General features: G+C 33.2%; 14 protein-coding genes and 1 pseudogene. 3 read left to right on the top strand and 12 right to left on the bottom strand.

The genetic code is table 11. From position 1 onward, the window contains the following. Nucleotides 1–49: 49 nt before the first annotated feature. Both AAFN64_RS05450 and AAFN64_RS05445 read left to right on the top strand, forming a co-directional pair. Nucleotides 50–1,036, top strand: a complete 987-nt coding sequence (locus tag AAFN64_RS05450) for a fumarylacetoacetate hydrolase family protein (protein WP_347759542.1) — start codon at nt 50–52, stop codon at nt 1,034–1,036. A gap of 332 nt (nt 1,037–1,368) precedes the next feature. After that, nucleotides 1,369–2,184: an alpha/beta hydrolase-fold protein gene (locus AAFN64_RS05445; RefSeq protein WP_347759541.1), complete on the top strand. Its 816-nt coding sequence runs from the start codon at nt 1,369–1,371 to the stop codon at nt 2,182–2,184. Between the two features lie 73 nt (nt 2,185–2,257). Here the strand turns inward: AAFN64_RS05445 and AAFN64_RS05440 are convergent, their stop codons facing one another. The 4 genes and pseudogenes from AAFN64_RS05440 to AAFN64_RS05425 all read right to left on the bottom strand — a co-directional run. Beyond that, nucleotides 2,258–2,530 carry a hypothetical protein gene (locus tag AAFN64_RS05440; RefSeq protein ID WP_347759540.1) on the bottom strand — a complete coding sequence of 91 codons (273 nt, stop codon included), beginning with the start codon at nt 2,528–2,530 and terminating at the stop codon, nt 2,258–2,260. A gap of 30 nt (nt 2,531–2,560) precedes the next feature. Then, nucleotides 2,561–2,902, bottom strand: coding sequence for a hypothetical protein (locus tag AAFN64_RS05435; RefSeq protein WP_347759539.1), 342 nt, complete (start codon nt 2,900–2,902; stop codon nt 2,561–2,563). A 132-nt stretch (nt 2,903–3,034) separates the two neighbouring features. Further along, a complete protein-coding gene (locus AAFN64_RS05430) occupies nt 3,035–3,253 on the bottom strand; it encodes a GDCCVxC domain-containing (seleno)protein (protein ID WP_347759902.1) in 219 nt (72 codons plus the stop codon). Nucleotides 3,254–3,304: 51 nt separating this feature from the next. Then, nucleotides 3,305–3,643, bottom strand: a pseudogene (locus AAFN64_RS05425) (MerC domain-containing protein); the annotation flags it as partial. Nucleotides 3,644–4,285: 642 nt separating this feature from the next. Between AAFN64_RS05425 and AAFN64_RS05420 the strand changes: the two are divergent. Further along, nucleotides 4,286–5,299 (top strand): phosphotransferase, encoded by a 1,014-nt coding sequence (locus AAFN64_RS05420; RefSeq protein WP_347759538.1) that lies wholly within the window; start codon nt 4,286–4,288, stop codon nt 5,297–5,299. A gap of 113 nt (nt 5,300–5,412) precedes the next feature. On the opposite strand, the gene AAFN64_RS05415 is transcribed toward AAFN64_RS05420, so the two are convergent. The 8 genes from AAFN64_RS05415 to AAFN64_RS05380 form a co-directional block, all read right to left on the bottom strand. Continuing rightward, entirely contained in the window at nt 5,413–5,835 is a 423-nt protein-coding gene (locus AAFN64_RS05415) for a hypothetical protein (protein ID WP_300486777.1), read from the bottom strand. 215 nt (nt 5,836–6,050) lie between these two features. Beyond that, complete coding sequence (locus AAFN64_RS05410; protein ID WP_347759537.1) at nt 6,051–6,740, bottom strand: hypothetical protein; 690 nt, start codon at nt 6,738–6,740, stop codon at nt 6,051–6,053. Nucleotides 6,741–7,032: 292 nt separating this feature from the next. Then, a complete protein-coding gene (locus AAFN64_RS05405; protein WP_347759536.1) occupies nt 7,033–7,587 on the bottom strand; it encodes a transposase in 555 nt (184 codons plus the stop codon). 92 nt (nt 7,588–7,679) lie between these two features. After that, complete coding sequence (locus AAFN64_RS05400; protein ID WP_347759535.1) at nt 7,680–8,213, bottom strand: hypothetical protein; 534 nt, start codon at nt 8,211–8,213, stop codon at nt 7,680–7,682. Nucleotides 8,214–8,715: 502 nt separating this feature from the next. Next, entirely contained in the window at nt 8,716–9,234 is a 519-nt protein-coding gene (locus AAFN64_RS05395; RefSeq protein ID WP_347759534.1) for a hypothetical protein, read from the bottom strand. Nucleotides 9,235–9,237: 3 nt separating this feature from the next. Beyond that, the gene (locus AAFN64_RS05390; protein ID WP_347759533.1) at nt 9,238–9,549 is read right to left on the bottom strand and encodes a hypothetical protein; all 312 of its coding nucleotides are present in this window, start codon (nt 9,547–9,549) and stop codon (nt 9,238–9,240) included. Between the two features lie 283 nt (nt 9,550–9,832). Then, nucleotides 9,833–10,345 (bottom strand): hypothetical protein, encoded by a 513-nt coding sequence (locus tag AAFN64_RS05385; protein WP_347759532.1) that lies wholly within the window; start codon nt 10,343–10,345, stop codon nt 9,833–9,835. Between the two features lie 6 nt (nt 10,346–10,351). Beyond that, nucleotides 10,352–13,915 carry a DUF6443 domain-containing protein gene (locus tag AAFN64_RS05380; protein WP_347759531.1) on the bottom strand — a complete coding sequence of 1,188 codons (3,564 nt, stop codon included), beginning with the start codon at nt 13,913–13,915 and terminating at the stop codon, nt 10,352–10,354. Nucleotides 13,916–13,925 lie beyond the last annotated feature (10 nt).

The raw sequence follows: 13,925 nt of genomic DNA, 5'->3' as shown, positions 1-13,925 counted from the left end.
TTATAATAATTTAACTACAATTATAAAAAACGAATAACACAAATAGTAAATGAAACTAGCTTCAATTGACAACAAAACCAGAGATGGACAATTAGTAGTCGTAAATAAAGAATTAACTAAAGCTGTAAAAGTGCCTGAAATTGCAGAAACTATGCAATTTGCAATCGATAATTGGAAAGAAACTGAGGCTAAATTACAACGTGTTTATCAAGACTTAAACGCAGACAAGATCCCTAATACATTTGATTTTTCTTCTGTAAGAGTTTTAGCTCCAATTCCGAGAGCTTATCATTGGGCAGACGGAAGTGCCTATGTTACTCATGTAGAACTGGTACGTAAAGCTAGAAATTCTGAATTGCCTGAATCTTTTTGGACAGACCCGTTAATGTATATGGGAGCTTCTGACGCATTTATTGGGGCTAATGACGACATCACGATTGAAAACGAAGAATGGGGTATTGATTTTGAATCAGAAGTAGCCGTTATTACTGATGATGTTCCAGCTGGAACTAATTCAGAAGACGCTTTAAATCATATTAAACTAATCACAATTATCAATGATGTTTCTCTAAGAAATCTGATACCAAACGAACTATCCAAACAATTTGGATTTTATCAATCCAAACCCTGGACATCATTTGCTCCAGTTGTTGTTACACCCGACGAACTCGATGGCGATTGGACAAATGGAAAACTGCATTTACCATTATATTCAACTTTAAATGGCAAATGTATTGGTTCTCCTAATGCAGGAATTGATATGACATTTGATTTTGGTCAATTAATCGCACATGCCTCTAAAACGCGTTCATTAATGGCCGGAACTGTTATCGGCTCCGGAACAGTCGCAAACCAAGGAAGTCTGAATGGTTCAAGTTGTTTGGCTGAAGTTAGATGTTTAGAAATAATAAAAGATGGAAAAGCTTCAACTCCATTTATGCGTTTTGGAGACAGAATTGAAATCGAAATGAAAGATAAAGAAGATCAGTCCATATTTGGTAAAATAAATCAAATCGTAAAAGAATACAAAAAATAACGATTACTGAAACATCAATAGTCTTAAGGTTCTCCCTTTGAAAACCTATTCCAATTTGGAGTAGGTTTTTTGTTTATTGGTACCTCAACACCCGTTTATTGCTTGGTTTTGGGTGTTGGTGGAAAAGAAAAGGACGGACACGCTATGTTACTCCGAATGCCGTTGGAAACCGATTAAAGATTTTGAAATACTATTTCTTAATTATTTTTAAATTAGCACGTGAACGTAGTTCTTGTTATACATAGCTATCAGGAACCTATCTTTTTGACGCCTTATATATCGTAACAAAGTTGTGCGTCAGCATACAACAACCAAACTTAAAAATAAAACAAATGAAATGTATTTATTACACCCTTATTTTTCTACTGGTAACACTTATGAGTTGCTCAAACGTATCACAACCAAGTGATCCAATTCCGGAACACGAAACTTTTAAAATTCAATCGAAACAGGCTGGAGAAGAAAGGATAATTAATGTCTGGACACCGGCAAACTACAAATCAAACACCGACTCATTGTCGGTAATGTATATGGCAGACGGTGGAACAAAAGAAGACTTTCCACACATTGCAAATACATTGGCTAAACTTATAAAAGAGCACAAAATAAAACCAATTATTCTCGTGGGAATAGAAAACACACAAAGAAGACGCGATTTAACAGGTTTTACCGAAGTAGCAAAAGACAAGGAAATAGCACCTGTTGTTGGCGGTTCTGAAAAATTTAGAGCTTTTATAAAAGAGGAACTTTTCCCTGAAATTGAGAAACGTTACAGAACAACGAGCGAAAAAAGTATTATCGGAGAATCGGCATCAGGACTTTTTGTAGTGGAAACATTTTTCTTAGCACCTGAAATGTTTGACAATTATATTGCTTTTGACCCTTCGCTATGGTGGAATAATCATTATTTAGTAAGAACTGCAAAAGAGCATTTAGCAAAATTTCCATCAACTGATAAACGAATTTGGTTTGCTGGCTCAAATGCGGAAGATATTGCCCCCTTTACAAAAGAATTGGCAGCGCTATTGAAATCCGAAAACCGAGCAAACATAAAATGGAAGTTTTCCGACGAACCAAAAGAAAAGCACACAACACTATTTAGAGCCACAAAAGAAAAAGCAATTATCTGGGCATTAAACAAAAACTGAATAAAAACACCGATAGCACGGATTTGGTTTTATTAGCACGGATTATAAATCCGCGCTATCGGGGTTTCTGACTTTAATCATTATCTATTAGAAATTCATCTATAAATTCTTTTTCTTCACTAAGATATAAGTAGTAAGTGCTAATTCTTTTTTGCTCCGTTTGATGATGAAGTTCTATTTTTATCTTAACACAAGGTGTTGGAATGAATTTATGATCAATTAGAATTGATATGGACTTAAGTACAATCTTACTAAGATCATTCCGATGATCCTCATCAATATTATAATAATATTCAATTGCTAATTGATAATATTCTTCTTTATTATCTAAAATATATTTCTGCAAATTCATTTTATTAATCCCGATAACTCGGATTTATTCCTTTAAATAATAAATATTATTTTTGTTGTCCAAACATAATTTTTCTTTATTATTTTCAAACCAATTCGTCCACTTCATAACATCTGATGATGTAGGATGAAATTTACCCAAATAATTGCTATCTGATTCCGATTCTATAGAAGACACTTTTTCAATTTTTTGGATTACTAATGGTAATTCTTTCAAATTTATATTCGTGTTTTTTATTGAATATGCCACAGTTTGAAGATCTTTTTTAAACTCTTCAACAGCTAACTCATTATTACAATTATCTTTACAAGAGCTATTAATAAGGCTAGCAAACAAAAAGACTACAACGAATAATCTACTTTTCATATTTTAATTTCTTTTACACCAGATAGCACGGATTTACTTCGTCTGTTCGGCTGAAGCCTCGGGTGCAATCCGTGCCAAGTTCTTATAGTATTCACTAAAACCACATGTATTTAAAAACAAAAGACAGGCAAATCAACAACAATTTCCACTAGCCTGAATCGGTGGACATTTTACCGTTCCATAACTACAATACACACAACAATCACCTTCCAATGGTCGTAACCGTGTTTTACAGTTTTCACATTCATAGAAAAACTCACATGCATCTGTTGGCATCATTTCCGTTTTTTTATGCCCGCATTTCGGACACCTAATCGTTGATTCCAATGCAACGGTTTTGCCGTTGTAAATAGTACAGGTATCACAATTTCCGTGAAGTTTGTTTCGGTAGTAGTTTATGGCAGTACCAATAAACAGCCCAAACATTCCCGTATAAATAAAATAGGTACCATCGCTAGCGAAATAATAACCGTAACATATTAAAAGTGCACTTGGAACGCCAACCAACAGAGGATAGATACATCGGTGCTTTCGGTAAGCTATAAAAAGTCCAACAAGTGAAATCAAAACCATCGCCTGGAAAATCCACATTGTCCAACCTCCAAATAATTCAAAACTTCCAAGTCCAAGAGCAGAAGCTCCAAAAGCAAAAAGCGGAAAGCAACATGGTGAAAAGAACGCTGTTAAAAACAGACCGACTGTTCCAAGTTTATCGATATTAGCGGTTACTTTATTTGTCATTATTCTATAAATTTCCACAAAGATATTGTAGAAAAACAAAAACCGATGGTGCGGATTTGGTTTTATTAGCACGGATTATAAATCCGCGCCATCGGGAACTATCGGGAATATTAATGTTGTTATCATTACAAAAATCACATATATCTAACTCATTTTCAATAAATTTATTTATTTTTATTATCAATCTAAATCAAGATAACTTTAGACTTAAACCAAACTAATCAACAAAACAAATTATGTTCAGAGTCTATATTCCAATTATTTTTTTTACAGTTTTTATAGGTTGGGTTTTATACCGACTAGTGATAAAAAAAGATTTAAAACAAAATCTAAACACATTGTATGTAGGACTAACTTTTACAGTAATTTGGATTGTGATTTATTATTTTCTGCTTAAATAGAAAAAGGTACAAGCTTGCCCCTACCTTGTATCCCGCCGAATGCTGTTGGAAACAGCACGGATTGCACCCGAGGCTTTAGCCGAACAGACGAAGTAAATCCGCGCTATCGGGTTATACTATTTCTTAATTATTTTTAAATTAGCACCTGAATGTCGTTCTTGTTCATAGGTATCAGGAACCTATCTATTTGACGCCTTATACACAGTAATAAATTAGCCACAATAATAAAAAACCGAACTAAATGACAACTTTTCCAGTATTAGCCTCAACATTATCAGAAACAGCATTAGGGAATTTTATAAAAGAAAAATACCTGCTATCAGAGAATCTTAATTGTAAATTATTTAGAACGGGAGTAAATCATACTTACTTTATTTCGGATCATGAAACAAAATTTGTTTTTAGAGTTTATTGTCATAAATGGCGAACAAAAATAGAAATTGAGCAAGAATTAGAACTTCTGAATTTACTCAAACAAAATTCGCTTTCTGTTTCCTATCCAATTTCAGATCGTAATGGAACCTTTATTCAAGAAATTAATGCTCCTGAAGGAATTCGATATGCAGTACTTTTTTCATTTGCTGAAGGCCAAAAAATGCGATTTATGTCCAACGAAACTTGTTTTTCCATTGGTTCATTAATGGCTAAAATTCATAACGTAACCGAAAGTAAAAAAATTGACAGAATAAATTATGATTCTGAAACACTTCTGAATCAACCCTATACCAATTTAAAACCTTTTTTTGACGAAGATTTAGACGAAATGAAGTTCTTAAAAGAAATTGGTAGTAAAATAGCAACGAGAATTAAAGAACGTAATTTATTAGAAAATAAAAATGGAATCGTTCATTTAGATATTTGGTATGATAATCTGAGTGTCAATAATGAGAATGAAATCACCATTTTTGACTTTGACAATTGCGGAAATGGGTCATTAATTTTAGATGTAGGTTATTTTTGCAAACAGTTATTTTTTATAGAATCTGACAAAAATGAATATGAATTAAAAGCAAAAAGCTTTCTAAATGGCTATCAAAAAATAAGAAATTTATCAGAAACAGAAATGGAATCAATTCCTGATGCCGGAGCGTCAATTTTTGTATTTTATCTTGGTGTACAAGCACAACGATTTGATTGGTCCAATATATTTTTTACTGAAAATTATCTTAAAATGTATGTGGGAAGAATACGCAATTGGATTGACTATTATGAACAAAAAATAACTGTAGCTAGTTCCGATAGTATGGACTTGTAACTGTAAGTATTCACTAAAACCGTATACCCTTAAAAACAAAACTACAACTTTTTACAGTTGTAGTTTTTAGTTTTAATGGCACGGATTGCAAATCCGCGCTATCGGGTATAACTCTAATAATCATCTATAATCTTATACGCCGCTATATATACATTTTTAGATTCCATGATTAAATGAAACTGCTCTGTTTCATTTGATTTTACAATTTTAACACTAAAATTGTCGTTGTAAATCTTAATTTTTGATTTGATTCTAATGGAATCTATAACTCCTTTATTTTCTACAATTTCCCAATGTGCTGACTTATCACTTTCAAAAAAATATGAAGCATGAAACCACGCTGACTTATCATTACAATGAAGGCCAAATGTATTGACATATAAAAATGGTGAGAAATTTTTCTGATTAACAGTCATTTCTTTTATTGACCATGTTCCACACAATGCTTTCGATTGATTTTGTTTGCAACCAATAAATAAGAAAACTGTTGAGACTATACCTAATCTAATACGTTTATTTTGTAATCTTTGTATCATCTATAATCTTGATTGTTTTTTTTCCAATAACGCAGATTTGTAATCCGTGCTAAGATTAGAAAGTATTTACTAAAACCGTATGCCCTCTAAAAACAAAACTACAACTTTTTAGGGTTGTAGTTTTTAATTTTAATAGCACGGATTACACCCGAGGCTTTAGCCGAACAGACGAAGTAAATCCGCGCTATCGGGCTTAATGACTTTTACGCAATTATTTAAGGATAGTCAAAACCAAAAGTAATTCTGGTTGCTTTATTGTTTTTTAACCTAAATTCAATGAAATAGCCTGGCATATTATATCGTAATAGAAATGGAGATTTTTCATAATCATCAATTCTATAAGTTATAATAGTTTCTCCATTTTCATCTTTTGATTTGTAACCATCGCCTTTGATTTTTATGATTTCATCTAAGGATAGACCGAGAACTAATTTTGATTCGGTTTGAAAAATTCTATCAGATGTGTTGTAACTTGAATCTTTACTTAACTTTTTATCATTATCAAAATATCCAATTTCAAAACAACTGAAGTTGTTTTTTGAACCACCTTCGTATTGGTATGCTAATAAATATTGAGATTTATCAGAGTTGCTAAAAATCACTATTGGGCTTTCTCTCAATCTATCAACTGTTGAAATCATCTTATAATCCTTATAAAATTTCTGCAATGATTCACCATTTTCAAGCATAAGAATTTTATTGATAGTTGTATCTGGAGCAACTTCTTTTACTTCTTGTTCAGTCTTTTGTTTTTCTTTAATTATTGAAGTTGAATCAATCCTTGATACCAAAACAGTATCAGTAGTTCTATCGGTTTGTCGTACGATATTTGAATCACTATTGCTGTTTTTACATCCAACAGTTAATAGCATAATTAGACTTGGAATAATCATTTTCTTATTCATTTACATTAAGTATTTTAGCCCCAGATAGCGCGGATTTATTTTTTATTAAATAATTTTTCTTACAATAACCATTATAATAACAACTATACAAGCAATAACCAAAATTAAAAGGCGATAAAACCTTGAATTTTGATAGAAGTTATATACGTTGTCATTAGGTAGTCTTTTCGATTTCATCAAATCTTTTATTGATATAAAGACAGTAACAATCAACAGAAAAAGCCATATTAAATCCATATTGTTAAATTTTCAATTTAACCCCCCGATAGCGCGGATTTGTAATCCGTGCCCACTAAAATAAGTCCAATAAAATAACCTCTAAATCATTATCTAAATTCGCATAATTTCTTGCCGAACTATGATAATAATCTTCCGGACAAACTACAATTTTATCTTTGACAGGATTATTATGAATATAGTTTATTTTCTGGATAATAAATCGATTGGTTTCAACAATTTCTGCATGATATCCATCTTGCCAAACTTTATATTGCTGATTCCTTTTTAAATGCTCACAAGCTTTTTTAAAATAGTCCAACATCCATTCACGCCGACTCTCCGGTTCTTCAATTATAGTCTGAATTATTTTCTTCGAAGTAAATTTTTTAAAGTCCCTTATTACATCCGACAGTATAAAACCATTAATAGCTTTGCAAAGTAAATGCAAATGGCTTGACATAATACAATAGGCATATATTTCCAATCCTTTATTTTTCTGGCAATACTGTAATGCTTTTACAATACCATTTTTCTGATTAACTCTGGTAAAAACATCAATCCATCCTACTACAGTTAGGGTAATAAAATAGGCATTTTCGGTTGTTGTGGCTTTATATTTTGTTGACATGGCTCATAGATAAAAAACAAAACTACAACTTTTTAGGGTTGTAGTTTGCTTCTTCTTTATTGGCACGGATTACAAATCCGCGCTATCGGGTTTTACTCTGTATATATATCAGAAGTAGATTTACTTTCTTTTAATATAAAATTTTTTCCTTTTAATTCATATACATGATAATAAGCGTTTGTGTACTTACTGTATATAATTTTTACACAAAGTTGCTCATTTGTAATTGCTAAATAATCTTTAAAATATTCATAGTTTTCTTCTCCTTCAAATAAGACTAATGTGTTATTTAGTACACATCCAAAAACAAAATTATTATTGAATATTTCTTTATCAAATTTATTATTGTATAGATAGTCTTGTACATCAATATTAATCATAGGATTTGAAGAAGACTTAGAAAGTTTAATTATTATGAACTCTGGTTTTTTCTTAATTTTATTGGTAAAATTATTTTTTGCATTCACGACTAATTTTTGTAAATCTCCCTCTATTTTTACTAGTTTAACACTAAAATAATTGTCAATATCAGAATTACATAAACTAGCCTCTGCTATATATTTATTAGATGTAGAGCAAGATATGAGCAAGATAGCAATTAAAGATGTAATCATTTTTTTCATCATCAATATGAATTATATTTATAGTTGAAGTATACATTAAAAGTTGGTATTACTGACTTTTTATCAGGATTTCTTTCATTGTAGCTTGAGATATTATTTAAAATTTCTTTTTTAAAGCTCTTATCACTGTTTGAACCTTCACCTAGGTCATGATAAGGATGACTATGATTATGTTCTATTAATAATCCTGAATTAGAAAGTCTTGTAGCAAATCTAGCCCCAGATAGCGCGGATTTGCAATCCGTGCTAAGCTTAAAATTCACTAAAACCGCATACCCTATAAAAACAAAACTACAACTTTTTAGGGTTGTAGTTTGCTCTTTCGTTATTAGCACGGATTACAAATCCGCGCTATCGGGTTTGTAGTTTGCTTCTTCTTTATTGGCACGGATTACAAATCCGCGCTATCGGGTTAAAACAAAACTACACCTTTTTAGGGTTGTAGCTTGCTCTTTCTTTATTTACACGGATTACAAATCCGCGCTATCAGGTAGATTACCAAAATCTAATCATTAAATTCCAATTTCTCTAGTAAATCTTCTTGCCAACTTGGTTTTAATAAATTAATTTCAACTTTTGTACTATCATGATCATTCTTTAAATAGTCAAAACAGATAAAAGTCTTTTCATATTTATAATTTGTTAGATAACTAAATAGAAAAATCAAATGCAATTTCGTATCAATACTCAAAGCTTCGAGTGAAAAGAGAAAACAATCATATTTATCTATAACTGTGATTAAATTTAGAATGATTTTCTGCTTTACAGAAAGTTTTTTAATTGGTGAATTTTTATTCTCTTCATAAAAATAAAGAAATTTTTTGTCTACAGCGAAATATTGAACGTAATCATGCAAAATAAATGAATCAAACTTTTCTGTATCAAATGAAAAACTACTTAAAAGAATTGAGACATTATTAAAATTAGACAAATCAAAATTATTTTTTACAGTCTCAATATCTTGAAAACTTGGAGGCAAATTTATTTTATAAACTTCGCTTTTTTTAAATTTATATCTGTTCATGTATTAATCTGTATTAGTTGTAAATTTATATGTCTTAGCGGCTGGTGTTTTAGATGTCCAAGATCCTGTTTCTAAAAACTTATCAACATACATTGAACTTCCAGTTTCTACTTGATATTGTAATCCAGCCCCCATTCTATGATTTCCTTCATTTATATAATAAGTACCCTCTGAAAAATACCCTCCAATTGTATGTTTAGAAACATCAAAACCTTCAGGAGATTTCATTTTATCCAAGATCTCACCAACTACCTTTTCAGATCTCAGACCTGACTGCATGCTCTTAATATTTTTCGATTCCGCAAGTGATTCCACTTTACCTACTTCTGAAAAAACTGATTTGCTTACACCTCCCTCTGCACTAGCAGTTGCTGCGACACCCAGATAGCGCGGATTTGCAATCCGTGCTTAGTTTAAAATACACAAAAACCGCATATCCTATAAAAACAAAACTACAACTTTTTACAGTTGTAGCTTTTAGTTTTAATTGCACGGATTGCAAATCCGCGCTATCGGGGTTGTAGTTTTTTAGTTTTAATTACACGGATTACAAATCCGCGCTATCTGGGATCCTTTCATAAATACACTTTGTAGAAGTTTACTTAAAAGATATATTTTCTTTGCTAAGATTTATTAAATAGGACTCTTGGTTATTTTCATAATATTCTCCACTTCCTAAAAATAGCGTTTTATCCCAACCTTCAAAATAAATAGATGCTTTTTTTGAGTTAGAAAAATTAAATAACCCAATATAAATAATACTATCATTAGAACTATTTACATAACCTGCATATTGTCTATAATATTTAGAAAATCTTTTCTTAACATTTTTAGGTTCTTTTAATTTAATATCTGTTTTTTTATTTGAATTAAAACTATCGATTACTTTATTTTTATAGTCATAGTAACCTATCATTAATAAATTCTCAGCTTTCTTAAGCTGCGTTATAGTTGGAGTGAATGGCTCTTTATAGTCAGATTGGACAAAAGGATATTTATACTCTTTGTTAAATATGACACCAAAACCACAATAATACTCTTTTAATGTAATCATTTTAGGTACTTGTATAACAAGTATAATTCCTATGATTAAACCATATAGTGTTTTCATAAATATTTAATATTGATAAGGTATTACAACTGTAGTTGCTCCAGTCGTTACAGGAACAACTTTAAAACCAGATGATGAAAATTGAGTTTGTAAACTTATAGAAGGAATTACTGATTGTTTATAAAAATGTAAGCTTTGCCCATATTTATTTATATTCTGTCCTACAGCTTGTCCATTATTTCCCATTCCATAACTTGAGCGTGGAGAGATACCATTTTCACTCCTAATTCTATTCTCCCAATGCATAGCTATTAGTTCATTTGCAGGAATTTCTGTATTTCCAATAGTTCCAATAGTATTAAAGTTCATAATCCCATCTAATCCATCATATGCATGTCCTAATTCATGAGCTAGTCCAATGTATGAAGGCCTACTTGTTCCTGCCACATCACTATTAGAATCATTCCAAGTTACACCACCAGCAACACCAGATGAAGCATTTTCTCCTTCCCTAATTCTAATATCTTTTGAGTTATTTTGAATCGTAGTAATTAATTCATTTCCTGATGTCCCTCCGTTTCTAATTTTATCAAGTGCAGTCATTGCTTTACCTAAAAAGCCTCCAATAGTTTTACTTCCGTCTTTATTTATTTTTAAATTTTTACCATTATATGAACCCCATTTCCCCGTTTCAGTATTTCGAGAATATAAATTTCCATTTTCATATTTAACATACGATTTATCTTGGTTAGAATATATCATAATACTATCGCCTTTAATATCATTAAATATTACAGGATTATTAGCCCCATAATGATATGGATTCTTATGATAATATTTTTCTGAAAATCTATCCATATTCATAAATCTACCTATAGCAGCATCATAATTACGATTTCCATAGTCATACATATTCAGTCCCAACTCGTCTTGCAGCTCTTTTCCGTTGTATTTATATTTATACGGATTCGGATTATCAACCGTTTCACCAACCAGTTCGGGTATATTATATCCCGGAGAACCGTCCATTGGCATGGCATAGGTATACGATTCTACATTATAGGCACGGTGCTTAAGCCCAAACGGATAATAATGGTTTTCTTCCATAATGACCAGACTACCATTTTTCTTGTGCCAGGTCCAACTCATACGAACATTCCCTAAATGATCGGTATAATTATAAATATAGTTAAAATAGTTACCTTCCGTTACTTTAACATAGCCCTCCGTATGTGGGAAAAACGATAATTCCTGATTCTCATATTGAAAGCCCTGTTGGTAATCAACACGGGATGTACTACCGCCATCCAGGACACTTTTTTGTACCTTAACTCCGGCTGCGTTGTAAATATAAGCAATTTTATTACCATCACTAAACAGAATTTCTGTTGGTAAGTTTAAATGATTATAAACAATATTCGTAATCTTTTTATTCGCATCCTGAGTCATATTACCGTTCGCATCATAGGCATAATCGTTATAGGTATTCCCATAACCGTTATCCTTAAATCCTTCCGGATTATTGGTCAGATCGTTTACCCGCATCAGGCGGTTTCCGTTATAGAAATAAGTCAGCTCATCAATCGGAATTGAAAAAACCTGATTGTCCAGATTTCCGTTACGAAATAAGTTGGTGATATTTCCATTTTTATCGTACCGTACATATTCATTATAGGAATTAGTAGCAGGGTTTCCGGTTTCCGGCCGCTGATAATAACTATACGTCATCCGATTTATCGCATCATAGGTATAACCGTATTTTCTAAGAACGTTATCATTACTGGTTACCCAAAAAGTCTCCGAAATATTCCCGTTATAAAGCGGTAATACATTACCATCCTGACTTTCGGTAGCGTATATTACTTTAGCATTGTCACTTTCCGTTACCTGATTGTAATTGATCTTAAATCCAAATAGGTCGCCTTCGCCCAAAGCAAGTCCCGGATCGCCCAAAGGGGCACTGTTGTTAATATCGGTTAACCAGCCGCGGATGTTATAACGGTAGTCTACTTTTTGCATACCGCTGGTTCCGGTAATATCCGATCCGCCTACGATTTTGGATTCCAAACGACCCAGTTCATCATAGTTGTTTTTGGTAATAAGCTCTTCAACACCGCCATTAATTTGATGGACATGTGTCAGCAATCGATCTTCATCGGTATACGTATAAGAATCCTTGATCGTATACTCCGGACTACTGTTATTCAGTTTATGATAGGTTTGCGTAAATTCTACTTTTCCGCTAAAATCCAGTTTACTGTCTACTCGGGTATAACCGCCCAAATGATTGGTCGTATAGGAACGAATCGGACGGTATTTCGGATCATATAACGTATAACTCTGTTCGTTAAGCGTTTCCGACGGAGTCGTTATTACGCGTACCCAACTTCCGGTCGGTTGTCCGGTCACTGAAGTCGCTTCGGTTTGAAGCGGTGCATCCGGCTGTGTAACGGCATTGACATAGGTATAATTATCGTAGTAACTTACCGTCAGCAGTGTCATGCCACTGGTCGGGATTACCCGGTTGGTATAACTAATTGTAACATTGTCGACAGTTTGCGTAACACCAACCTTAAGTCGTTCTTCTGACACTATGGTCGCAGCAGCATTGTATTGTCCCTGCATAGTTGCGCGGGTAGATGCCGTTTGTAACCATCCGGTATATACAGCCCTGTTTAAAGCATCGTATTTGGTGATCAGATAACCGGTTTGTGTACCGCCAAAAGGTGATAAAGCCGGCCCGGTGGCCACCACACGGTCAATTTTATCATAAACGATAAACTCCCATTGTTTGCCCGGTAGTTTCTTTTCGACCATACGATTACGGGAATCGTATTTATACTGATAACACAAATCGTCCAACTGTGAAGCCGGATTGGTCACCAGCGGTGGGATCACATACGTCAGATTCCCATAGATATCATATACATAATAGGTATCATGCGCCCCATTGTTATAGGCACGCTTTAAAACCACACGACCATTTTTATCTTTAAACTCTTCAGTGGTATTATTGGTTCCCGAAGTCCAGTTCTCGTCTTTAACAATCGTTTTATACAATTGGCTGATCGCATAATATCCTTTATCCTGCAATTGTATCGTATAAACACCATTGGTATTATCCCAAGAGGTTGTCGCAAAATAGTTTTTGACTTCGTTTGCACCATTGGTCAGATAGTCCATTTTTATGGTATGATCGGTATTCGCATTCGGGTTGACCTGCCAATCGCTTCCGGGAGCACCCTGTTTTAAGGTACGTGCCAATGGGGATAACTCCACTAGCTTTTCGCTAAAGGGATATTGTCCGCTATATTGCGAGTAGCTTAACGTTGCCGATTGCGCTCCCGCCTGATAACTCATATCATTAGTCGTGGCAGGATACGGCAGGTATTCTTTTATTTGACGTCCCATATCGTACTCCATATGGGTAATCAGATCTTTTCCGGTGCCGGATTGTTTGTTTATATTTTGCTGTACCGGTCGGCCCAATCCATCGTAATAGGTCACCGCTGAAGCCGGTCGCCCGCTATTGGCCTCCCGATAGCTGGTTTTCTTGGTCCAGTTTTGTGAATTCGTTTGTGCCACCATCCAAACCGGCGCGCACAATAAGGCCATAAGTAATTTTCTCATACTGCTGGTT

This window comes from Flavobacterium sp. CAU 1735 (assembly GCF_039888695.1).
Taxonomy (GTDB): domain Bacteria; phylum Bacteroidota; class Bacteroidia; order Flavobacteriales; family Flavobacteriaceae; genus Flavobacterium.
This window is presented reverse-complemented; position numbering and strand designations above follow the sequence as displayed.

Bases quoted from the DNA above. Each gene is read 5' to 3' on its own strand.
- AAFN64_RS05395 (WP_347759534.1), bottom strand. From the start codon at position 9,234: ATGAACAGATATAAATTTAAAAAAAGCGAAGTTTATAAAATAAATTTG.
- AAFN64_RS05380 (WP_347759531.1), bottom strand. From the start codon at position 13,915: ATGAGAAAATTACTTATGGCCTTATTGTGCGCGCCGGTTTGGATGGTG.
- AAFN64_RS05445 (WP_347759541.1), top strand. From the start codon at position 1,369: ATGAAATGTATTTATTACACCCTTATTTTTCTACTGGTAACACTTATG.
- AAFN64_RS05420 (WP_347759538.1), top strand. From the start codon at position 4,286: ATGACAACTTTTCCAGTATTAGCCTCAACATTATCAGAAACAGCATTA.
- AAFN64_RS05450 (WP_347759542.1), top strand. From the start codon at position 50: ATGAAACTAGCTTCAATTGACAACAAAACCAGAGATGGACAATTAGTA.
- AAFN64_RS05435 (WP_347759539.1), bottom strand. From the start codon at position 2,902: ATGAAAAGTAGATTATTCGTTGTAGTCTTTTTGTTTGCTAGCCTTATT.
- AAFN64_RS05415 (WP_300486777.1), bottom strand. From the start codon at position 5,835: ATGATACAAAGATTACAAAATAAACGTATTAGATTAGGTATAGTCTCA.
- AAFN64_RS05405 (WP_347759536.1), bottom strand. From the start codon at position 7,587: ATGTCAACAAAATATAAAGCCACAACAACCGAAAATGCCTATTTTATT.
- AAFN64_RS05385 (WP_347759532.1), bottom strand. From the start codon at position 10,345: ATGAAAACACTATATGGTTTAATCATAGGAATTATACTTGTTATACAA.
- AAFN64_RS05410 (WP_347759537.1), bottom strand. From the start codon at position 6,740: ATGAATAAGAAAATGATTATTCCAAGTCTAATTATGCTATTAACTGTT.
- AAFN64_RS05400 (WP_347759535.1), bottom strand. From the start codon at position 8,213: ATGATGAAAAAAATGATTACATCTTTAATTGCTATCTTGCTCATATCT.